This is a genomic window from Sporomusa aerivorans, from assembly GCF_041428895.1.
Classification (GTDB): domain Bacteria; phylum Bacillota; class Negativicutes; order Sporomusales; family Sporomusaceae; genus Sporomusa; species Sporomusa aerivorans.
This window is the reverse complement of record NZ_CP156926.1, coordinates 1103719-1127179: the sequence shown is the minus strand read 5'-3', so window position 1 is coordinate 1127179 and position 23461 is coordinate 1103719. Positions and strand designations below refer to the sequence as shown.

General features: G+C 50.2%; 20 protein-coding genes and 1 riboswitch. All 20 genes read right to left on the bottom strand.

The window, feature by feature from the left end; all coding sequences use genetic code 11:
* Window positions 1–76: 76 nt before the first annotated feature.
* The 20 genes from SATMO3_RS05070 to SATMO3_RS04975 all read right to left on the bottom strand — a co-directional run bounded on the left by SATMO3_RS05070 (window position 77) and on the right by SATMO3_RS04975 (window position 23446).
* Entirely contained in the window at window positions 77–2116 is a 2040-nt protein-coding gene (locus tag SATMO3_RS05070) for a heterodisulfide reductase-related iron-sulfur binding cluster (RefSeq protein WP_371378410.1), read from the bottom strand.
* A gap of 62 nt (window positions 2117–2178) precedes the next feature.
* On the bottom strand, window positions 2179–3174 hold the full coding sequence (locus tag SATMO3_RS05065) for an electron transfer flavoprotein subunit alpha/FixB family protein (protein WP_371378407.1): 996 nt from the start codon (window positions 3172–3174) through the stop codon (window positions 2179–2181).
* A gap of 14 nt (window positions 3175–3188) precedes the next feature.
* Entirely contained in the window at window positions 3189–3962 is a 774-nt protein-coding gene (locus SATMO3_RS05060) for a hypothetical protein (protein ID WP_371378404.1), read from the bottom strand.
* Between the two features lie 18 nt (window positions 3963–3980).
* The gene (locus tag SATMO3_RS05055; protein WP_371378401.1) at window positions 3981–5048 is read right to left on the bottom strand and encodes an NAD(P)/FAD-dependent oxidoreductase; all 1068 of its coding nucleotides are present in this window, start codon (window positions 5046–5048) and stop codon (window positions 3981–3983) included.
* Between the two features lie 7 nt (window positions 5049–5055).
* Window positions 5056–5397, bottom strand: a complete 342-nt coding sequence (locus tag SATMO3_RS05050) for a (2Fe-2S)-binding protein (RefSeq protein WP_371378398.1) — start codon at window positions 5395–5397, stop codon at window positions 5056–5058.
* A 63-nt stretch (window positions 5398–5460) separates the two neighbouring features.
* Window positions 5461–6531 (bottom strand): NAD(P)/FAD-dependent oxidoreductase, encoded by a 1071-nt coding sequence (locus SATMO3_RS05045; RefSeq protein ID WP_371378395.1) that lies wholly within the window; start codon window positions 6529–6531, stop codon window positions 5461–5463.
* A complete protein-coding gene (locus SATMO3_RS05040; protein WP_371378392.1) occupies window positions 6521–6847 on the bottom strand; it encodes a (2Fe-2S)-binding protein in 327 nt (108 codons plus the stop codon). The genes SATMO3_RS05045 and SATMO3_RS05040 overlap by 11 nt, the downstream gene beginning before the upstream one ends.
* A gap of 28 nt (window positions 6848–6875) precedes the next feature.
* The gene (locus SATMO3_RS05035; RefSeq protein WP_371378389.1) at window positions 6876–7334 is read right to left on the bottom strand and encodes a DUF441 domain-containing protein; all 459 of its coding nucleotides are present in this window, start codon (window positions 7332–7334) and stop codon (window positions 6876–6878) included.
* 132 nt (window positions 7335–7466) lie between these two features.
* Window positions 7467–7633: riboswitch (Lysine riboswitch) on the bottom strand.
* A gap of 63 nt (window positions 7634–7696) precedes the next feature.
* Window positions 7697–8653 carry a phosphoglycerate dehydrogenase gene (locus tag SATMO3_RS05030; protein ID WP_371378387.1) on the bottom strand — a complete coding sequence of 319 codons (957 nt, stop codon included), beginning with the start codon at window positions 8651–8653 and terminating at the stop codon, window positions 7697–7699.
* A gap of 176 nt (window positions 8654–8829) precedes the next feature.
* Window positions 8830–9813, bottom strand: coding sequence for an NAD(P)-dependent oxidoreductase (locus SATMO3_RS05025; protein WP_371378384.1), 984 nt, complete (start codon window positions 9811–9813; stop codon window positions 8830–8832).
* Between the two features lie 10 nt (window positions 9814–9823).
* On the bottom strand, window positions 9824–11017 hold the full coding sequence (locus SATMO3_RS05020; protein ID WP_371378382.1) for a pyridoxal phosphate-dependent aminotransferase: 1194 nt from the start codon (window positions 11015–11017) through the stop codon (window positions 9824–9826).
* A gap of 96 nt (window positions 11018–11113) precedes the next feature.
* Window positions 11114–12574: a sodium:solute symporter gene (locus SATMO3_RS05015; RefSeq protein WP_371378379.1), complete on the bottom strand. Its 1461-nt coding sequence runs from the start codon at window positions 12572–12574 to the stop codon at window positions 11114–11116.
* Between the two features lie 503 nt (window positions 12575–13077).
* Complete coding sequence (locus tag SATMO3_RS05010; RefSeq protein ID WP_371378376.1) at window positions 13078–14790, bottom strand: sigma-54 interaction domain-containing protein; 1713 nt, start codon at window positions 14788–14790, stop codon at window positions 13078–13080.
* 134 nt (window positions 14791–14924) lie between these two features.
* Window positions 14925–16193, bottom strand: coding sequence for a nickel-dependent lactate racemase (larA, locus tag SATMO3_RS05005; protein ID WP_371378373.1), 1269 nt, complete (start codon window positions 16191–16193; stop codon window positions 14925–14927).
* Between the two features lie 113 nt (window positions 16194–16306).
* Window positions 16307–17269: a 2-keto-3-deoxygluconate permease gene (locus tag SATMO3_RS05000; RefSeq protein ID WP_371378370.1), complete on the bottom strand. Its 963-nt coding sequence runs from the start codon at window positions 17267–17269 to the stop codon at window positions 16307–16309.
* A 27-nt stretch (window positions 17270–17296) separates the two neighbouring features.
* Window positions 17297–17593, bottom strand: a complete 297-nt coding sequence (locus tag SATMO3_RS04995; protein ID WP_371378367.1) for a UxaA family hydrolase — start codon at window positions 17591–17593, stop codon at window positions 17297–17299.
* Window positions 17594–17626: 33 nt separating this feature from the next.
* Window positions 17627–18790, bottom strand: a complete 1164-nt coding sequence (locus SATMO3_RS04990; RefSeq protein ID WP_371378364.1) for a UxaA family hydrolase — start codon at window positions 18788–18790, stop codon at window positions 17627–17629.
* Window positions 18791–18953: 163 nt separating this feature from the next.
* A complete protein-coding gene (locus tag SATMO3_RS04985) occupies window positions 18954–20816 on the bottom strand; it encodes a sigma 54-interacting transcriptional regulator (protein WP_371378361.1) in 1863 nt (620 codons plus the stop codon).
* A 558-nt stretch (window positions 20817–21374) separates the two neighbouring features.
* Window positions 21375–22154 carry a sugar phosphate isomerase/epimerase family protein gene (locus tag SATMO3_RS04980; RefSeq protein ID WP_371378359.1) on the bottom strand — a complete coding sequence of 260 codons (780 nt, stop codon included), beginning with the start codon at window positions 22152–22154 and terminating at the stop codon, window positions 21375–21377.
* A gap of 29 nt (window positions 22155–22183) precedes the next feature.
* The gene (locus SATMO3_RS04975; protein WP_371378355.1) at window positions 22184–23446 is read right to left on the bottom strand and encodes an SLC13 family permease; all 1263 of its coding nucleotides are present in this window, start codon (window positions 23444–23446) and stop codon (window positions 22184–22186) included.
* Window positions 23447–23461: the final 15 nt, after the last annotated feature.

Sequence of the window (23461 nt, the reverse complement as noted above, 5' to 3'; positions counted from 1 at the left end):
TACCAATATGTATTTTTTATCACAATTTATACTTTTGTCATGCAAGCACAAATCACTTGCCGGATTTTTCTGCGAATCACCGCAGGTCTAACGCTTGCTCCAATATTTCGGCAATATCCAAAGTGGCCATTGTTGCTTTGCTTTCCAGTGACGCGATTCCTTCCCCCAGCATGGTCAGACAGAATGGACAGGCGGTGGCAGCCATTTCGGCGTTCACTGCAGCCGCCTCCTGGGCGCGAATCCTATTAATGGCTTTGCCCGAACTTTCTTCCAGCCACATCCGTCCGCCACCGGCACCACAGCAAAAGCCTTTTTCCCCGGATCGCGTCATTTCTCTTAGGGTCAGCCCCACTGACGCCAGCAATTCCCGCGGTTGCGTGTACAGTTGATTATACCGCCCCAGATAACAGGAATCATGATAAGTGACCGTTTTTCCTGCCAGGCTGTTTGCAGGCAGCTTGCCTGTTTTCACGAGCTCCAGCAGGTATTCCGTGTGATGAACCACTGCAAAACGGCCATCCAGTTGTGGATACTCTTTCTTCAAAACCTGGAAGCAATGCGGACATTGGGTCAGGATTTTCTTTACGCCATACCCTTTAAGTACGGCAATGTTTTCCTGAGCCAGCATAGAGTAGAGATATTCGTTGCCCAGCCGTCGCGCCGAATCACCGCAGCATTTTTCCTCGTTCCCCAGAATGGCGAAATTTATTTTGGCCGTCTGCAGCAACCGTACAAGGGAACGGGAAACTTTCTGGCTGCGGGCATCAAATGCGCCAAAGCAGCCTGGCCAGTACAAAATATCGGCAGCCGGGTTTTCTTCGTAAGTCAACACACCCAGGCTCTTAAAGAATTCAGCCCGGGTACTTGAGCCAATCCCCCACGGATTGCCATTCCTCTCCAGGTTGCGGAACGCATGTGCAGCTTCCGGCGGGAAGGGTTTTTCCATCAATACGATATTACGCCGCATTTCCACGATGTTATCCACATGTTCAACAAAGGCCGGGCACTGCTGCTCACACGACCGGCAGGTAGTACAGGACCAAAGGTCCTCTTCAGCCACAACCTCGCCAATAAGCGTCCTCAACGCGGGCACCGGAGAAACTTCAACGGCAGCGGCTGTTTCACGCTCACCGGCTGTAATTTGTTTCTTGGGGGCGGCTTGCGCCTTACCAAGCTCCTCCATGTGGCTTTTAAGAGCCTGTGTCATGCTTTTCGGGCTTAAATGCTTCCCGCTGGCAAAAGCGGGACAGTGGTCCTGACAGCGCCCGCAACGTACACAGACATCCGTGTCAAACAGAGTTTTCCAGGAGAATTCAGCCAGCTTCCCTTTCCCGTATGATTCCAGGCTTTCATCGTCAAAGTTGATGGGCTCCGGTACGCCGGTATCACTCCTTTTACGCAAAAAATGATTCAGCGGTACCAGCAGGATGTGAAACAGCTTTGAATAGGGAAAATAGCCAAAGAATATCATCACCAGCCCGGCGTGAAACCACCAGAGAAACTGATGTATGGTCGCCAGGAAAGAACTGTCAAAGCCTGCCAACAGCACAGCAAGCCACTTACCAGCAAATGCCCAGCTGGCCAAAGGCTCGGGAACTGCCGCCATCCGGACTGCCTGCAAGAAGAAGCCGGTCAGCAGGATGGAAAAAATCAGCCAAATTGTAACAGCGTCATCCGCCTGATTATCCAGCCCCGGTGGATTTTCCACATAACGGCGCCACGCTGCCAGCACCACTCCCGCCAAGGCCAGCAGCCCAAACAGATTGGCGCTGAACTTGACAAACATATACAGGAAGCCTTGATATATAGGCAGCCCAAGGTCTGCATGGATGGCAACGGTAACGGTCGCCATAAACAAAAACGCGAAACCCCAAAATAGGAAAAGATGCATCCGGCCCGGATACGGCTCTTGCAGGAGCCGCTTGTGCCTAAAGCCATAGACAATGCTGTCGCGAATGGCTTCCCGGATGCTGCACCACCGGTTATCCGGCCGGCCCAGCCGCCAGAGCGAAAGACGCCGGTAGACACCATACACGAAAAATCCAATCGCAATGATAAATAACAGATAGAGCCAACTATGCCCTTCGATATTCCAGTAAATTTGCCGCCCAGCCATAGCTTACCTCGCTTTGCGCCTGCCTTGGCAGGCTGTAGTTGTATATATTGCAGCTTAAAGTTTTACACCTGCGGATACGCCGTTTTCCGGAGCTGCTGTGTTAACATCGGCACTACTTCAAAGACATCCCCGACAATACCGTAATCGGCTATTTTAAAAATGTTTGCTTCCGGGTCGTTGTTAATGGCCACCACACATCGGGCTGATCCCATCCCGGCAAGATGCTGGATGGCTCCGGAAATACCGCAGGCAATATAGAGGGTGGGCGAAACGGTTTTGCCTGTCTGCCCCACCTGATACTCATGTTCAACCCAGCCTGCATCCACCGCCACTCTGGAGGCAGCTACCGCCCCGCCCACAGTATCGGCAAACTCGCCAAGCATGGCAAAATGCTCCGGCCCTTTCAGACCCCGGCCACCGGCGATAATAATGTTAGCCTCGGTCAGTTCAGGACGCTTGGAGCCAGCCAGCACTACTTCCCTGATAATAACGCTAAGCTCGGCAGCCTCTGACTCAACCGGATATTTTACCACCACAGCCTGCTGCTGCGGCACACGGGCAACAGCCTGAAAGGTGTTAGGGCGAATGGTGGCGACAACCGGACGAACCTTGGACGACACATAGACCAGAGCCTTGCCGGCATAAACCGGACGCTTGAACCGCAAAAAGGTATCGGCAGCATACTCCAGGCCGGTACAGTCGGAAGCCTGCCCTACACCCAGACGTTGAGCCAGGCGGGGAGCCAGTTCCCGGCCGGTGGCCGTATTGCCCAGTAAGACGGCTTGCGGCTCTTCCTGCCGAATGATACTCTTGAGGACCCGGGTATACGGCCCGATAGTATATTTCTCAAGCTGCGGCGCATCCGCCACAATTACTTTGTCCGCACCGTATTGTATCGCCTCATCCGCCAGATTTTCGATATTCTGGCCTAAAATGACGGCAGTCACTGCTTCGCCCGCCTGACCGGCAATCACACTGGCCTGACTTAAGAGCTCTAACGATGTTTTACGGATATTTCCCTGACTTTGTTCTACAAAAACCATGATACCTTTTGACAAAATTAGCACTCCCTTCACAACACCTTAACGTCGGTTTGTAAAATATGAATTAACTCTCCTACCGCCTGCGGTATATCGCCTGCCAGTTTCCGCCCGGTTTGACGCGGCTCGGCCAGCATGTACCTCTCAATGTTCATTTTGGGCAACAGGTCTTTTACATCAAGTCCCAGGTCGGCCAAACTGAGTGTTCTTATTTCTTTCTTTTTGGCTTTCATGATGCTCATTGCCGACGGATAGCGCGGTTCGTTAAGGCCTTTTTGGGCAGTCAGTACCGCAGGTAGACGGATTTCCAGTTCCTCGGTACCACCGTCAATCTCCCTGATAACAGTCGCTGTCTTCTCGCTGATACTTAGCTTAACCACGCTGGCAGCCGCAGGAATGGCTAGCTTTTCCGCCAGCCGGACCGCTACCTGGGCTGAACCGTCATCGATAGCCACCCGCCCGGCCAGAATCAAATCATAAGACAGCGTGGACGCGGCTTTCGCCAGGATTTCGGCGACAACCCACTCGTCGGCAGCCATAAGCTCCGGAGCATCGATCAGCAGGCCTTTATCGCCCCCCATGGCCAGCGCCGTCCGGAGTGCGTCCTGGGCCCGGCTGCCGCCGATGGTGAGAACGGTAACTTCACCGCCAAACTTTTCTTTAAGCCGCACTGCCTCTTCGATGGCATATTCATCATACGGATTGATAACAAGATGAATGCCGCCAGCATCAATTTGGCCATTGACGGTGAGCGCAATCTTGGCTTCTGAATCAAAGGTTTGTTTTATACATACGAGAATGTCCATTTCTTTTTCCTCCTCTTGCTAGGCAAAACGCGTGATACTGCAACGGTCAATGGGTATGGACGATTCGCCCTCGGTGATTAGTTCCGTTACAATGGCCCCGGCCAGGGGCGATAAGGTAACGCCGCTATGCATTACGGCAATATAGAGATTCTCAAAACCTGGAATATGGCCGATGATGGGAATTTCATCCTCAGGCATAACCCGTAAGCCGGCAAAACTGCGCACAACTTTGGCTTTGGCCAGAACCGGCACAACCTTAACTCCAAAATTGGCAGTTTCTTCCATGACATCCAGCGTGGTGCTCCGGTCAAAACCGGCATATTCTTTGGTGTAACCGATCAACACCTCTCCGTTGCTTGCCTGCCGCATGGACGACAACGTGTGTTTGAACAGGGGAGCCACCGGCTCAGTGACAATAATTTGTCCCCGCACGGGATATACAGGGATGTCAAGCCCCAGCATTTTTCCTATGTCGCTGGTCCACACACCTGCGCTCAGAATCAATTTTTTGCAGCAATAACTGCCACGCCGGGCTGTCACCAGGTAAGACCCTTGTTTCTTTTCAATCCCGGTAACCGGATTAGAGTATTCATAGGTTACACCATTCTTTTTGGCCGCTCGCATATACTGTTCCACGAGACGCATGGGATTTACGTTGCCGTCGATGCTGCAGTACGTGGCGCCCAGTATCTCAGGGGACAAGGCCGGTTCAAGCGCCAGGGTTTCATCCCGGCTGAGAATATCAATCTGTATCCCCACTTCTGCCTGCAGCTCAGCCAGACGTTTGGCCAGTTCCCGCTCCTCTTCCGTAAAAAAGGGACCTATGCCGCCGGTACGTTTGTACTCAATATCACCAATCCTGCGGGGCAGGAACTCGTAGAGATCGGCGCTGAACATCGACAGTTCCCCATACCAGGAGGGAACCTTGCTCTGTACCCACACCCACCCCTGCGTTGAACCGGAGGTTCCGTTTAAAGGGAATTCTTTATCCAGGACTAAAATTCCATCGGGTTGCACCTCGGAAAGGTGATAAGCAATCCCGCTCCCAATGACACCACCGCCGATAATAATCGTATCATACTCCATTCTCAACTTACTTCGCCTGCCCTTCCTGTGTGGTAGGATGCGAAGTCGACTCCGCCAGCAGCGATCTTGTCGTCGAACCGCCGGTATGGTGCGCTGCCAAGCTGCCTACCGTAATGGGGCGGAGCGGCATTCTCTGCCGTGGCACAGGAATTTCGTCTACTGATTTTCCCCGATACTGCGCGATTAATTCTGCTATAATCAGCCGGCAGGTTTTACCCTGACAAAGGCCCATGCCGGCCCGGGTCAGCCTTTTCACATCATCAAAGGTTTCCGCCCCTTGCGCAACGGCGTTTGCTATATCTTCCGCCGTCAATTCCTCACACCGGCAAACGATTGTCAAATTATCCAAGTTTTGTGCCCCTCCTTCTTGTTGGGTGTCTGCGGTTATGCCACCGTCATACTCATTGCCGGATCAAATGCCGATATGAGCCATTCGTGCCTGCCAGCGAGCCGGATACCTGGCTGATTCCAATGTCATCAAGCCATCCCAGTGTGCTTGTTTGGCGGCTGAATGCGCTTCTGCTGTATTTTCTGCTGTATTCTGCTTAAGATAACTGACGGCACCGAGACCGGCAATGGCACCAGTCCGGTATACTCCGGCCTGGGAGGTTATTCCTGCCGTTTGTCCTGCGACAAAAATGCCGCTTATAGAGGTCTCCAGACTGGCGGAATAGCAGGGCAGCCAGCCCCCCAGTTCTTTGCGAAAGGCCAGCCGGCAATTTAAAGCAGAAATGGTCTCAAGTACCGGATGCCTGCCGCCGTCAAGACAGACAAGATCTACCTCATACCTGGTATCCCTCCGGGTTGCACCGGAAGTCAGAATTATTTCCTCCACCCGGCTGCCGCCGGTTGCGGCTATTGGCTGCGAGTGCAGCAGGACCGGTATGCCACTCGCCCGGAAGGCCTGGAGAATAGTCTCATCGGTCGCAACAAGCGCCGCAGATGGTTCGGCCAGCGCGACTACCTCGATGCCAAGCTTGCGCATTTGGCAGATAATCTCCAGGGTCATGTCGCTGGAACCGAGCACCACAGCCTTTTTCCCCGGATAGATTCGTTCACGGTTCATGAGGATCTGTGCTGCCCCAATGGTCATGATGCCCGGCAGCGTCCAACCACGAAACGGCAGAGCTGACTCCGCAGCTCCGGTAGCGATAATAATACAGCCGGGAGTGATCTTTTCCATCCGACCGCCGCAGGCAACGCCCACACTGTTGTCGGCATATACGCCAATCACGTCATGCTGCAGCAGGCTTTGAACAGGCAGGTATTGTAACCGCTCTGCCAGTGTCTGCGCCAGTTGACAGCCGCTGAGTCCGGCATAAGGAACAGGCATATCAGGAATTGTCTGCGTTTGCTGTCTAAGCTGACCGCCAAGGCTCCAGCTTTCATCGGCAATAATTGCGGAATAACCGTTTGCCGCCACTTCGTGAGCCGCAGCAAGCCCGGCCAGCCCGCCGCCGATTATTAATACATCAGTTTTCATGCATCTCTCTCCTGACGTCCGGATCACCGGCATATTTGGTAATCATCATGCCCTCCCGGACCAGAGTGCTGCAACTCTTCACATGTTCTATCCCGTCAATGGTAACAAGACAGCTCTGGCAGCGCCCGTTGCCGCAGTAAAGTCCCCGGGCCTGCGATAAATTCCGGCTGTGGCCGAAGGCATAGAAACCATGTGCCATTAAAGCCGAAGCTACGGTTTGACCTTCCCTGGCGGACAGCCTGATACCCTCAAAATAGATGGTAACAGGTCTGCCCGGCACACGCTCGCCAAATATAGTTTGCTGCTGAATATCCATCCGCTTCCCTCCTCTGTACCAACTCAAACTACTGAGTAAACAGGTTCAACAAATTCATGATAATGGCAACTATGCCGCCGGCAATCAGCGGTCCAACCGCCAGCCCCTGCAAAAAACAAACGCCGACAATGGTACCGACAATCAGGGATGTCGTGGCTTCCGGTGATGCCTTCAGAAAATATACGCCTTGTGTTGCCAGCCAGGACACAAATATGCCGACAATAATAGCGATCAGGCCTGGCTGTGTTTTGAAGGCTACCAGCATATCGCCTGCAGATACACGGCCTTGAGCCAGGGGGGTCAGCACGGCCATGGTCAAAATGATGATCCCGGCATTGAGGCCATGATTCTCTATATAAGGAAACCAGACTGTGCAACCCATCAGTTTTATAAGCAGAAGTCCCGCGACAGCCAGGGATACCGATTGGTTGTTACCGATAACTGCCAGCACAAGAATGATTAGTAGCGGCATATTGTCCCAGCTCATATTTCACATCCTATGCAGTAAGATTTAGTCATTCCCGGTGTGTAAATCAAGAGCATTCCGCCCGCCAAAGAAAAAGCGGCAGCCACCATGTACTAGGGGCTACCGGCATAGTGAAGAGGGAAGTCTTACCCCAAGTGCGATAGCTCACCATCCGAAGATGACAGTGCCGTACCTGTTGAGTACGACCCCAGTGCCGGAAACTGGCAGTTCCCGGCACTTCGGCGATCCGCCCTTTCCCCGCAGTTCATTACAGCCAGTTCCCTGCAAGTACTATTGCGACTCGCGCCTCTACCATACCGATTTGCTAGATTCTCAATTGCTTTTAAAACAAACCTGCAATACTAAATACTAATTACCCGCCATTATCCTGCTGCCACAATGTTTTGCACTACCAGAAAGTCCATCCGGCGTAAAGACTCCACTGTGTAAGAACCCACATGCGCAGTAGCTACTACATTATCCAGATCCTCTGTAATAATAGGGTCATTTACCGCAGGCTCCTGCTCGAATACATCAACCGCCGCACCGGCAATTTTTTTACTTTTCAGCGCGGCCAGAAGCTCACGCTGACATACCAGACCGGCCCGGGCGGTGTTAATCAAATATGCGCTGGGTTTCATTAACCCGAACTCCGGCGCGCCAATCATATGTTTCGTTTCTGCGGTTAATGCACAATGCAGACTGACAAAATCCGATTCGGCCAACAGCTCTTCTTTAGTGCACAGGGAAAGACCGTGTGCTGTAACAAAGGCTTCATCCGGATGCCGCGTATTCACCAGGATTCTCATATCAAAACCTTTAGCCCGTCTGGCAACGGCTTTGCCAATGCGCCCCAAACCGAATATCCCCAGTGTCTTACCCCAAACATCACTGCTTATCGGGCGATACCAGCCATTTTTTCTTAGGTTGGAGTCAATCTGCGGCACCTTCCTGGCCAAAGACAGCATTAAGGCGAACGTTAAATCGGCCACCGTCTCATAGCCAGGCATTTTATCGGTTGTTTTTATTTGCACCCCTGCTTGCTGCGCTGCGCTGACATCGATGTTTTCAATACCTACGCCATGCCGCGAAACCACTTTCAAATTCCGGCAATGCTTGAAAACTTCCCGGCTAATTTCATCAGAGCTGGAATACACCAAAATGGCGTCAAGCAATTGCCGGGCATTAAGCTGAATGATATCTCCGGCAGTCATTGCCGCTTCTGTTGCATTCCACATAATCTGCCAGCCGTTTTCAAAGAAATACTGTTCCAGATTTCTCCTGTGCTCTATATCGATCTGGCTGCCAAATTCTTTTGATGTGATTAATACTGTTTTCATACTATCCAATCCCTTCGCTCTCGCATAGTATCGTTCCGGTGTATCTTGCTGCCGCCAACAGGCTGTAACAGCTTGACATACCAGACTAAGGATACTTTCACTAAGTCGAATAGGGTCAGATTCCTTCTTCACTAGGCCCAAGGCGCCGTCCAGGCGCTTTGGCTTGACTCTGGCTTTTACCTGTTTATTACATTCTGCGGCGGCTCGCCTCGCATCGCTCTTGCAAGGTTCTCCAGGGCGGCCTGCAGCATTTTGCTCATTGTAAGTACGGTAACCCCTGCTATATGCGGGGTGACCACCAACCGCTTCCTAGCAGGCGCTGAAAGATTCAGCAGCGGATTTTCCGGACCGGGCGGCTCCGGCGCAAAAACATCGATTGCGGCTCCGCCAATGTGCCCGGATTCCAAAAGCTCCGCTAAGGCCTGCTGATTGATTACTTCGCCGCGCGCGGTATTAATCAGCAGGCTGCCGGGAGACATGAGTTCGAGTTCCCGGCGGCCGATAAGGCCGCGCGTTGCATCAGTAAGCGGCACATGCAGGCTTACGATATCACTTTGTGCCAGCAAAGCATCCAAAGGGCTAAAGGTTATCTGCAATTGCTCCTCGTCAGCCAGTGGCTGGCGTCTGCTATCATAGTAACTGACGGCAGCGCCTAAAACATGTAAAATTTTAGCTGCATGCCGGCCGATGGAGCCTAGACCAACCAGCCCGATCTTACTGCCTTCTATTTCCCGCAGCCCCTGCTGAAATAAAGTTCTCCGCACCTCGCCATACCTGCCGGCTTTTACTTCCCCGTCTGCCACGACGATCTGCCGCTGCAGCGCAATCATCATGCCAACCGTGAATTCAGCCACTGATTTGGCGTTCTGCCCCGGCACATTGGCCACCGGGATTTTTAAAGCGGCCGCTGTATGTGTATCAATACGGTCAAAACCCGCACCCACACTCTGAATCAATTTGATATGCGTAATATTGTTTAAGATGTTGGCGTTGATTGCCGGATTGCTGGCCGGCACCAGCAAATACTCGCCTTCCTTGCAGGCCATAATCAATTCTTCATCATTGGACGGGGTAATAAACCGGATATCCCAGTCTTTTGGCAGTACCACCTGTGATGTGTCAAATCGCCACTTGGGCATGGCGCTTATTACGATAGCCATTTTCTCTCCCCTAACTGCATTTTTGCGCAAGCGTTTTCATGGCTTCTGCAATTCGTTCCAGGCCTTCACGACAATCTTCGTAGGCCACAGCGTAGGAAAGCCGGAAGTGGCCATTGCCTTTTTCACCGAAGGCCAGGCCATCTACTACGGCAACACCCGCATGATCCAATAAGTAATCGGCTACCTGCGCGGAGGTTATATTGGGCAGCGTTATCCGGGGAAAAGCATAAAACGCGCCGCCGGGAAATCCGTCCAACTGCAGGCCTGGGATGTCATGGATCATTGCCAGCACCAAATTACGGCGGCGGGCGAATTCACCGGCCATAGTCCGCACACAATCCTGCGGACCGGCAAGTCCGGCCATAGCCCCATACTGTGCGAAACTGCACAAGGACAGCATAATATTCTGCTGCAGCCGGATGGCGGCATTAATGACCGGTTCAGCGGCGGCAATATAGCCGATTCGCCAGCCTGTCATTGCGTACGTTTTAGAGAGTGAGCCGCACAGTATGGTTCGCTCCCGCAGCCCTGCAAAACCAGCCGGCGATACCCGGCATCCCTCATACACCAGATTGTCATAAGCGTCATCGCAGATCAGCCAAATCCCCCGCTCGGTTGCCAGTGCAGCCACTGTTTTTAGTTGGTCTTCCGACCAGACTCCCCCGGTAGGATTATGGGGTGAATTGACAACAATGGCTTTGGTTTTGGGGGAAAGCGCTTTTTTAACGGCAGCAAAATCGTAACAGTAGTTTTGCTGCGGCTGCAGCCCAATTTTGACTGGGACACCGCCAGCCAGGCGGACGGCCAGGGGAAACGGGCCAAAACAAGGGTCAGGCAGAATTACTTCATCTCCCTCATTGAGGATGCTCAAAAAGCTTAGATACAGAGCCTCCTGTCCGCCGGCGGTCATAATAATTTCCGTATCCGGACTGTACGTTAAGCCTTTGTCAGCGTTAAGCCGGCCGGCCAAAGCCTGACGCAATGCCGGCAGCCCGCTATTTGGAGTATAATGGACAAGACCTTGGTCTAACGCCAGCTTCGCTGCCGCTTTGATATGAGCCGGCGTGTCGAAATCGGGCCGGCCTATTTCAAAATGAATTACCTTTTGCCCGCTTGCCTCTAATTGATTGGCTTTTTCGAAAACTTTCCGTATGCCCGCAAAGGGAATCGGGTTCAGTCTCTCAGCCACTGTTACATTTGTCACAGCCAGGCCTCCCACCATCATTAGGTATGAATGCTCCTGCAGAAACATTCTCGGCATATATTCCTTGCAAAAATCATGCCAACAGCAGACTGTAGTCTACTGTATATTGGTACTGTCAGTAACCTTAGCTTTGCGTCTTGCCTGCTCAAAAACACTTACAGCCAGAGTAATAACGGCTGACAGGCAAATTCCCGGTATGATCCCCCCGCCAAACGTCTTGGCAAGTTGTGGTACATACTGAAATACCGCCGCAGTTCCCCCGCCTAGAATGAGCGAAGCTTTGGCGGCATTTTGGGTAATATAAGTGCCGCCATTTTTGTCCCGTAATAAAAGGCCAAGTACCAGCGGCATAAACAGACCGCCGCCGGTAACCGCCAGACCAAACAGGGCGGCCGATAGCACCGACGGAAAAGAAAATGCCACCCCGACGGCTCCGACCCCCAGGACAAAAGTCAGCCATCTTCCCATTTTGATCAGTTCTGCATCGCTGGCGGTTGGCTTGAAAAAAGGCTTAATTACGTCCATGAGCAGCAGTGTGACCCCCGAGTTCAGCAGACCTGCCGAAACCGTCATGTCAGCGCCGATAATAGTGACAACCAGCAACGCGGCCAGGACCGGATTCAGCCAGGAAGTAAGCATCCAACTGAAGGCCATATCCGGTCTCGGCAGGTTGGGATTAATGGTATAAGCCGCCATGCCAACCATGATACTGGCCGAACACATGAATATGGCAAATACAGCTGTCCAGAAAAAGCCGCGCTGTGCAGTTTTAGCGTCCTTTGCCGAAAAGCAGCGCTGCCACCAGGCCTGAAAAGTAAACTGGCCGCAAAGAGGAGTCAGAAGCAAGGACAAGGCAGCCCCGAAGCCAAGAGAGTTCATAGACCAAAGCTCCGGTTTGGCGGCAGTAACAGCCGTTTTTATCCCGCCAATGCCATCCACGCCCATATATACGACTACGAAGAATACAGCACCGACAACAATCCGTATTAGTCCTTGCAGCAGGTCGGTCCAGACAATGGCCCACATCCCGCCCATAACGGTATATAAAATTGCAGTCAGAGAAGCCGCCCAGATACCGGATACCGGATCTATGCCCATAACCACTGAAAGCAAAGTGCCGATACCAATAGCCTGCGCACCGGTCCAGCAAATCATAGGCAAGGTCATCATAATGCCGCCTATGGCCCGCAGCCACTTATCATGGAACAGTTCTTTCTCCAAGAATTCATTAATGGTGGTATAGGCGTACCGCCCAATCATTCCGGCAAGAAAAATGGCGAAAATCATCTTGCTCCCCTGTTCACCGGCCAGCATCCAGAACTGATTCAGGCCGATCTCATAGCCTTTGCCGGCATAGCCAATAAAATTGCCTACGCCCATAACGGTGGCGAAGTCGGCAAAAAAAACCAGCACAAGCGGAAGCTGTTTACCGCTAATAAAATAGTGACTGGCACTCTGACCGCTTTTACGGGCTACGACCGCCCCGATAATAAGCTGAACGGGAATTAGAATGGCCAGAATCCACAGGGCAATTGTTCCGATTTGAGTTATTGACACAGTTTATCACTCCTTTGACATTTAGTTAGCGATATGTATTGCTGCTTTCTCACTTCTCCTTTCAGGCACAAAAAAAGCTCCAGCGTTGTAAGAAATACAACACACTGAAGCTTCATTGCTCACTAAATTGGGGAATACCTGAACAACTAACCGACTTACAAACACCTTACTATAGTTGCTCAAATAGTAACGTTAACCAGGTATAATGCAAAAATCGATCCACTTTTCAGCAAAACCATAAAAAAATTATAAAAAGCTGCGGTGAGGTTCAATAATTCCCAATTCTGTTGCTATTCGCCTCTTCCGGGCACAGGCATACCACTTATTTTACTAAGATGCTCTCTTCATTACGGCCATAATTTCTAATAATTTCTAGAAAATTTCTAGAAATTATATAAATTTTAGAAATTTTCTCCATTTTTATAAAAAAACACCACCATTAGTCTTGTACTTGACCTAATATCAATCCGGTCAAGATGCCAGCTTTGCTAATGGTGGTGTTTTCAATACTTTGCAGCCCTTAGATAATCGTGCAATTTGTAATACTTAAGTTTATTGTATAACGTAGCCAGCGACATATTCATCATCCCGGCGGTCCGCCTTTTGCCCTCAACGGTACAGCCATAGGCCTCCAGATAATTAATAATTCTCATCTTTTCGTTATCTGTCCTGTGCAGCTTACTTTCACATGCTTCCGGCAAGCGGATATCCGACTTTTTGATAGTGGTTCCCTGGCAGAGAAAGACGGCTCTTTCCAGTACATTTTCAAGTTCCCGCACATTTCCCGGCCAGGAATACGCTTTAAGTAAAGCCAACGCATCACTGCTAATTCCCTGAATGTGACTTTCAAGCCTGTTGCAAATCTTTTGAATCAAGAAATTTGTAATGACTTCCAAATCATCAATCCGTTCCCGCAGCGGCGGAACATGAATGTTAATGACATTTAGCCGGTAGAATAAATCCTCCCGGAATTTACCCTGTTTAATCAAGTCCACGAGGTTACGGTTTGTGGCGGCAATAATCCGGACATCCGCTTTAACCGATTTTGTACCGCCAACCCGTATATATTCTTTATCCTGCAGCACACGCAGCAGCTTCGACTGCAGGCTCTGATTCATTTCACCAATTTCATCAAGAAACAGTGTCCCCGTATTGGCTAAATCAAAAAAACCCGGTTTACGGGAATTAGCCGAGGTAAAAGCCCCTTTTTCATAACCAAAAAATTCACTTTCCAGCAGTTGTTCCGGAATAGCTGCGCAATTTACCGGAATGAATGGCCGTGAACTGCGATTACTGTAATCGTGGATAGCATGCGCAAAAATCTCTTTGCCTGTGCCGCTTTCACCCTGGATAAGAATGGCCAGATCACCGGCGGAGGCTTTGCGGGCAACACTTAGTACTTCCTGTATTTTAGGAGTGTTCCCGATAATATCCGCAAATTTGTACTTAGCTGGAGCCAATCGCCCTACTTTGCCATCAAGCAAGGCAACCTTTTGCTTGTTTTCCTCCAGTTCCCGGCTCATCCGGCACAGTTCGGTCACATCATAAGCCACAGTGACCGCCCCATAGAAGTTGCCGTTAATATAAATAGGACCGGCATTACTGATAATATCCACATCTGTACCATGAGGATGGTTGCGGATGTTCTTAACAGCTGTTTTTTGCTGCAGTACCCGGGCCATGCCGCCATCAGGTGAAACATCATACACACTTTTACCTAACCGGTCTTCCATCTTAAGATTGGTCATTGCCAGTAAAGACTCATTGATAAAAATTTCAACCCCCTGCGCATCGGCAATTTGAATTCCCTCTACGGTAGAATTTAGAGCCTGGAAGAACACTTCCCGTTGCAGAGCCTGCTCTTCCAGTTGTGTGAGAAACCCCCACACCAGTCTCCCTGCCGTTTTTTCCAGAAGAGTGATCTTTTTAGCTTGCAACTGCTGCCGTAATTTGAGTGAAAAGGCCTCATTCTCTTCAAGATTGAGCACATATCCGTTCTCAATAACTGCGCAAAACTGTTCCACATCCGAAAATACTTCTGCCTCAAAATAACTGCGGACATGTTCCTCAGTTATTACATTATGTCTAACTCCGGTAATGCAAACAGCGCCAATATTTAGAAAAAAAGGCTTGGGTCCCCAGAACCGTATAGCCGACAGTAAATCATCCACCGGCATAATTAAACCCCACGGGCCTTTTATAAACTCTCTCTGCACAACTTTTCACCTCTGAAAAAAAAGCACCGTAAAACTACGGTGCTTGAGCGTCTTTGGTCAATTAACCGGCAAACCTTACTTGATATTATACTATGGAAAACAAAAAATGGAAATGCCAATAGGTTATTTAGTTACTATTTTGGAACAACATAGGGAATAGTCAGCGGCCCCAGTGGCATAACAGCAATCCTGGCTTCTTTACCGTACTTTTGCTGCAGGCTGGTTATGGTCGCCTCCACACTGGTGATAGGTATAAACATGGCTTTACGGACAGTATCCGCATCCAGCATGGAATAGAGATAGCAATCGGCCTTCAGCTGAATCATGGCCTGTGCTTGCACTTGCCACTGGTCGAAAACAGAAAAGCTTTCGTCGTTGATCATATCCAGCAGTTCCTGCGGAGTATTGCGCATTTGCAGGATTTTGGCGTAATTCCCGTGATTGGGGACGCCGTCGGAGCACTCCGAAACACTGATAATGCTGCCGCCTTTTCTGACTATTTGCGCGGCTGCACTCATCCCTTTTACGGTCTGATACAGGTTCTGGTCCAGGGGATAGCCTGAGTTAGTGGTAATAACAATATCGAAAGACGCATCCACTGCATACATAGCGTGTTCTTTGACAAATTCACAGCCAACACGGTGAGCCTTAATTACATCGCCGCCAAAGACATTGGTGATTTCCTTATTGTCATTCAGGGTAACATTCAGCATAAAATCCGGTTTGGCCATTAGGCAGTTCTGGGTGGCGGCATCCTGCAGGATATTGCCTTCAATCAAGCCCCAGGTACTGTTGGGATGACCAATCATCCTGGCATTATGGAAGTTGAGAATTGTCCTGATACCGGCAATTCCCGGATTTATGGCCTTAGGTCCGCCCGAGAAGCCGGCAAAGAAGTGAGGTTCAATAAAGCCGAGAACAATTTTACAGTCACATTCTACATAGGTTTTGTTGAAAAAAACCTCTGAACCATAGCTGTTGGTGCCGACCTTAACCAGTTCACCATCGTCAAAGGCATCATGATTAATGACTTTGACAGTATCAACGATTTCCTGTCCCAGCATCTGGATAAGCTCGTCCCGGGTATTGGCACGATGACTGCCGGTACCGTTGATAATCACAAATCTGTCCTTAGGGATTTCGGCCAGTTCTTCCAGAATCCAGGGCACTAACTTATGGTTGGGGGTGGGTCTGGTTAAATCGGAGATGACAATGGCAATTCTTTCTTTATTCTTAACCAGTTCTTTGAGCGGCGGCGTACCGATAGGTTCACGAAGTACGGCTAAAACTTTGGCTTTCTCATCAACAAGCTGCGGTAAGTTACGCGGTTCAATGACAACTGCCTCGTCAGGAACTTCAATCATAAGTCCGTGCTTGCCATAAGCTAGTTTTACCTGTTTCATTATGGTTCCTCCTTCATTTGCCTTTTGTTTTCCATCATAACTGTTTCCGGCATCGCCGGCAAGAATATTCTGAGCCCCGGCTTCCGGGCAGCTGTTACTGCAAGTGCGTCAGTCTAAGCCTGATTAGCCTGCCTGGAGTTAATCCATTTTGCATATACGGCGGTAGCTAACGGCACTAAAATTGCCGTTACAATAACGCAGGTTGCCACCAGCATAGTAGCCGACGGAGCAATAGCAATATAGCTCTTGTCAATAGAGGCAATGGCGGCGGGTACGGCGGCCGCATTGCCGGCCGTAGAAGCGGCGGCTATACCGGCGATTCCGTTACCGCCGGTCAGCCTGTCGGCCAAAATTAATACCGTGCCGGAAACTGCTACTACACCCACACCCAGTAGTATGCCAAGCAATCCCGATTTCCAAACAGTCTCCAGGTTAAGCGTATTGCCAAGTCCAAATGCAAAGAAGGGAATAAGAATAGGTATGGCCGGCTTCACAAAATCCCGCAATTCATTATCAAGGTTCCCTAAAATCATACCCACGAGGAGCGGCAGAATCGCACCCACAAAAGCTTCCCAGGGGAAAGCGGCCAGTCCGGCGATGCCCAGTGTCAGCATAGTAAAGAACGGACCGGATTCCATGCTCATCAGCGTGTAGGCCCCACCGTCCTCTTTTTTGCCGTATTGTCCGATGAGCGCCATGTATAAACCGCCATTGGTATCATTCATGGAAGCGACGATAGCCAAAACGGATAAGCCGGCAAACAGCCCGGAATCTACCATACCTGTCGGCATAAACTGGGCGGCGATCAGTCCCAGCGCCGTACCGGCCAAGATCTTCGACCCGAGCAAAGCACCGCCTTTTTTGAGGATATAGGGTGTTGCCTTAAAATCAATGGTTGCTCCCATACAGAAAAAAAATACCGACAATATCGGCAGCGCCCCTGTCATCATGGCCCCGGTAAACGAGCCAAAGGTTTTAGCAGCCGTAGGAAAAAGAGTGTTGATTACTGAGCCAAGCAACAAAGGCACCATCATCAGACCGCCCGGGATTCGCTCCAGACCCGCTTTAATTCTCATTATCCATCCTCCTCAATAAATTATATTTTAATTCGTCTTGTCACCGCGTCCGCGGCAGCTTTCCAGATTATGCACGTGAACGTGTTGTCCTTTTTTTATGCCGGCAGTGGCAATGCCGATAATTTCACCGTATTTAATAATAGGTTGCCCTGCTTCAATGTCTTTGAGCGCAAACTTATGGGCAAAAGGAATAAATTCAGTAACCGGAATTACTGTTTGCTGCCCTGACACTTCCACTGTTATATTGCTCTCAGGTGTAACCGGTTCCACAACAGTTGCCACGTTGTCTGCCGGTTTCATAACAATTGCACTTTTTCTGACCAAGATCGAGCCTCCTCACTTCCCCTGTTTGCGGCATTACATGGTTGGTCCAATACGCCGTATGGCAAAATCGTTGAATCCAAGAATTTCCGCCTTGGCAAGCCGGCCTGAAGAAATCTCCAGCATCTCCTTAAATATACGCCGGCCTACTTGTACTACCGACTCATCACCGCTAATAATAGTCCCGGCATTGATATCCATGTTGTCATTCATCTTTTCAAACAACTCCGTGTTTGTCGCCACCTTGATTGTCGGGACAATGGGCGAACCGCAGGGAGTACCCCGGCCGGTTGTAAAGACCACCAGTTGGCAGCCGCCGGCAACCATTCCGGTAATCTGTTCAATGTCCTGACCTGGCGTATCCATCCATACCAAACCTTTTTTAGTTACAGGCGCACCATATTCAATAACATCCTGGAGCGGCTTCGTCCCGGCCTTGTAAATGCAGCCCAGCGATTTCTCTTCAATTGAGGACAGGCCACCGGCAATATTGCCCGGCGTAGGCTGACCGCCACGCATGTCAACTCCCATTTTGTTAGCGGCCTCTTCGCACTGCGCAATCAGCTGGTAACCTTTTGCCGCCACCGCGTCATTAACTGCCCGGCCGGCAATAATATGTTCGGCGCCGATAATTTCGGTTGTCTCCGCCAGAATTACTGTTCCCCCAGCGTCAATAAGCATGTCACTGGCTTCTCCCAGGGCCGGATTGGCCGACATGCCGGAGCAGGCATCCGAGCCGCCACACTCGGTTCCCAGAATAAGTTCTGCGGCGTCAAGCCATTCCCGCTCCTGGGCGGAAGCCCCGGCAACCATGGCCCGCGCGGCGCTTGCTCCCGCAGCAGTTGCTTTGACCGAACCGCCCTGGTCCTGAATAATGACAACTTCTACCGGTTTATAGGGGCATTGTTTTTTGATAGCAGCGGCAATATCCTGGGCTCGTATTGTTTCGCAGCCAAGTCCGACAACCACTACGCCGTACACATTGGGATGTGTACCGTGGGCTGTTAAGATATGGCTGGTAAGCTCAGCATCAGCCCCCAACTGCGTACACCCGTGCTGATGTTCAACCCAGGTAGCGCCCGCAACTGTCTGGGCTATGCCTCGGGCAACTCTGTTGGCGCAAACAACAGACGGCAGAATCAACACATGGTTGCGAATCCCCACAGCGCCGTCCGGTCTCCGAAATCCTTTAAACCTCATGGTTTCTCCTCTCTAAACGAATTTATTAACACAACTGCATTAAGTGCCGGTGTTACTCTGATAACTTGCAACAATCGTGCCAAGCCGGAATTAGTATTTCCTTGCAGAATACCAATGCAGCTTTGTTGAGAAAATCCACAGCAGGTGCGTAAAAATTCTGCAATCACAAATATTTATCCAGTGTCGCCCTGTCGATGTTGAGTCGCCGCGCAGCCCGGCTTTTGTTCTGATCTTCCTCCGCCAGCACCGCCATAATAATCCTTTGCTTAATTTCCTTAAGTGACCCACGGAGAAGTTCTTCGGTTCTGCCCGGCGCAAAGTCACCCGGGTTATTCCCTAAATCCTCCATAATAAGCCGCAGAGTTTCAGCATCGGCCAAGCCGCCGTCAGGGGCTGAAATAGCAATTCTTTCGGCCATATTCCTTAGCTCGCGGATATTTCCCGGCCACTGATAGTTAAGCAGTCCGTCAACGACTTCCTCAGGTAAAAATACGGTTTCCTTGCCATACTTCTCACTGTATTTATGGAGAAAATAATTTAACAGCTGTTTGAGATCGCCTGGCCGCGCCCGCAGCGGCGGCACTACCAGATTTAAGATATTCAGGCGATAAAACAGATCCAGCCGAAAATTCCCCTTGGCAACTTCCTCGCGCAGATTGACATTGGTAGCGGCTATAATCCTAATGTCAACCGGAATGATAGTATCAGAGCCCAGTCTCATTACCTGCTTTTCTTCCAGCACCCGGAGCAGCCGCGCTTGCACTTTTCTGTCAATGTCACCAATTTCGTCGAGAAAGATTGTACCGTTATGGGCGACCTCAAACAATCCGGCTTTTCCGCCTCTTTTCGCTCCTGTAAAAGCCCCCTCGGCGTAACCAAACAGTTCACTTTCCAACAGATTCGCCGGTAACGCCGAACAGTTTAGCGCTACAAACGGCCCATTTCGGCGTTCGCTTTCCTGATGAATGCTTTGGGCTAGCAACTCCTTACCTGTGCCGCTCTCGCCCTGAATAAGGATTGTTGCGTCTGTCCCGGCATAGCTTTTGGCTATTGTTAATAACCGTTCCATTTGCCGGTCGGTAGTATAAATATCAGCAAAGCTGTATCTTGCATAAAGACCCTTGGCGTAAAGATTCTGGCGAATCTTTTGCTCTGCATTCTGTATCTTAGTGACTTCCTGAAAGGTTGCCACAACCCCTTTAATACCGCCCTCCACCTGAATCGGAACCCTGTTGGTCAGAATATGCCCGTCAGGAATTTTTTGCAAGTCCTCCAGTTGAGCAACTCCGGTTTGGAGAATTGTGTCGATGCGCGTATTGGGGATGACATCGCCAATATATTTTCCCACCGCCTCTTCCTTTGACAAATGGAAGATATGCTCGGCGACCGGGTTAAGCAGCGTAACAATGCCCTGTTCATCTGTGGCTATGACACCGTCATGGACAAAATTCAGTATTGTTTGCAACCGTTCGGCCTCGCGTTTCTCCATTTCGCGGACAGCAATAATTTGTCCGGCTTCTGCAACGGCCTGGAGCAATGCTTCCTGACCGGAGGTTATCAGTTTTATATTGATATTTTCCAGGCATAACTTGCTTTGGACAACCACATCACCAACGACTTCGGTTATACCGTTATCTTTAAGCAGTTGGTTGACCTGGCCGTTGATAACCGGCCAGTCATATATCTGCTCTATTTTTACATTTAATAGGAATTCCCTAATTGTTATATTTAAAATCTGACTGACTGCCCGGCAGCCAAGTACCACGTTATCATAACCTACGATAGCCACAGTGGCGGCTGTTTCGCGGTAGGGATATAGCACCCGCAGGATATCGTAGCCTGTTACCTTGATCTCCACCACGGGGATATTGACATATTGCCTGATAATGGCGGCGGTTCCGCCCCGGCTGATTATGGCCTGATAGCCGGCTTTCTCAGCTGCTGAAGCTACTGCAATGGCCTCCTCCAGCAGGGCTACCTCAATGTCAAAATCTAACGCAAACTGTGACCTTACGCTGATTGCCAAACCCGCCAGATCCTCATACGGAGCTATTAATAGTATCTTATTTCCCATAACTATTTGAATTTTGCCCTTTCGATAAACTAATTTCGAATTTAATAGCGGCAAAGCCGCCGCACCCCGGGGAAATATCCGGCAGCGGACGTATTATTTGCTTTTGCATAATGTATCTCCTTATTGTAATTCGTGTATTTCTTTTGCCAGGGCACTCCGGCGCAATCAGTTAAGCATTCGGCGGCTGCAAAGCGCCAGCTCGCCGCACAGCGTATCGGAGATTTTCTCCGCTACTTTTGTATTATAAGAATAATTTCTTTTGTTCTCATTTGACAGTAATCCGAAAATCCCTTTTCTTATAGGTAGACAGTGAAAACAAATCAATATGTAAACGCGGCTTGCGCCGAGCCTTGGTGAAGGTAGAACCCGTGCTTTGTACCCAGCACCCTTTGTTTTATATGTTCTCAGCGATTCGCAAAACTTATAATTTCTGATACAAAAAAACTGTAAGCCACTGTTCTTTACAGAGCCAGTGACTTACAGTTTGTAATATTTCGTTAGATGGGATGATTAAGCTTGTTGTACACCTAAATAGGCAAGACTGCTAAAAACCCGCTCCATAGGCTTATCCCCGCCTGGAAACTCCAGGGCCATCAGGCCTTGGTAACCACTGGCCTGAATACGTGCTTTCAGGCCTTTTACATCGACAAGCCCGGTGCCGGGATAGCTATGCTTTAAGCTGGCGTTCTCGCAAATGATATCTTTGAGATGAACATACCCTACCTGGGTAAGAAACAGATCCAGGGCCACTTCCGGCCGGGCGTTGGCATACAGCCAATTGGCAGTGTCATAGGTCAGACTGAGAGTTGGCAAAGCAGTAAATATTGCCGTAAACAGCAGCGGGTCGCCTTTTTTGGCGTCCGGGCCGTTCTCGACCGCCAGTGTAATAGACAAATCCTGCGCTTCGGCCAGTACCGGCCGCAGGGCATCTATCCACCACTCCTGACCGACAAAGCCGGCGTCAAAGGGTCCATTGGCAGCATTAAAGCGTAAGACTTTGGCGCCAAGCCGGGCAGCCAGTTTAAGACCGGCCTGCAAGGACTGGATAGCCAGCAGGGTTTCTTCCTTTGTCGCGGCTAGGATTGCTTCATTGGAAGCATAGGCGCATACAAAATTATATTTGGCCAAAGCAGCTGTAACTTCGGGGATTTCTTCCTCGATATTGGTCCAGTAAGGACGAAACTCCACACCTTGGCATCCGGCCTGCCGGGCCAGCGGAATTAACTCCGCCTGACGCATGCCTGCTTTCAACTCTTTGTCCCAGCTTGCCGCACTAATAATAAGAGTCATCGACAAATACCTCCGTTAGTTGAGTCAAGTTAAATCTTGAGAATGTCAAACATCAGCCAGCTGAGGATGGTACCGACAACCGCCATGGCAAAGCCCCAGATCATCAGGTTGCGGAACAGTTTCTGCTTGTCGGTTTTTGGGCCGGCGGCGCCAACCAGGAGCGCACCGTTAGTTGACAACGGGCTGACATCGACCAGATGACCGGCTAACACAATGGTATAGATCAGGGCCAGCGGATCGCCGCCGCCAATTTTGGCGATCAAGTCAGGAACCAGCGGTATAAACGCAGGCAGGATAACGCCGGAGGTGCTGGCATACGCTGAAATAACCGCAGCAATGAAGCCAACAACCAAAGTAGCCGTTGCCGGCGTTGAGAACTTAGCAATCAGCTGAGTGAACAAATCCATGCCGCCTACATTTTTCATTAAACCAATCAGGATAGTAACACCACACACCATCATGATGGTATTCCAGGGCATACTTTTTACTGCCTGGTTCTCATCAGCTGCATTCAGCATTGTCAAAACAGCGCCAATGGTAAAACTGGTGAGACCAACATCAAATTTGAAGCCTAAGGCCAATACCATTAATAAACCAATACCAGTCAGCGTTATAAGCTGCTGGCGGTTAAACGCCTCTACCACGATACTGGCAATAGCGCTGGCTTTGGAATTAGTAGAGCCTTGTTTCCAAAGTTTAAGACCGCCAAACACCAAATAGGCCATTATGGCTATCGCAAAATGCCCGAGGGCATTATTAAAGAACACAGGAAAGGCTATGCCGGCAAAACCGATTTTGGCAGCTAAGCTGTTTACAATAACCCCTGTGGGAGCTATCGGGGAGACGCCGCCGGCCTGAGCACCGTTACCAACCATAAGCGCCATGAGGAAGGGGCTGATGCCTGCTTCCTCGGCCAGCAGCATAGCGGCAGGCGCCATGAGAGCAATGATGGAAATATGGCCCGGACCAATAGCAGACAAGACGAAAGCAACAAAGAAAAATACGATAGGCAAAAGGGCAACATTTCCACGCACAGCTTTTACGGCATATTTGGTAATTTTGTCAATAGTACCGTTAACTTGCGCAATGCCAAACAGGTAGGTCACGCCAGCCAGCGTCATAAACAGACTAAGCGGAAAACCGGCAATAATTTTATCAGGCTTGATACCACCCAGAACGTTGCCGACAATAAAAGCAAGGCCGATTGCCAGAATACCGATGTTTTTGGGCGAAATACAACTAATAATTATCGCAACTAATAAAGCAAGCAATGATAAGATAGATACATCCACTAATGTCTCCTCCAT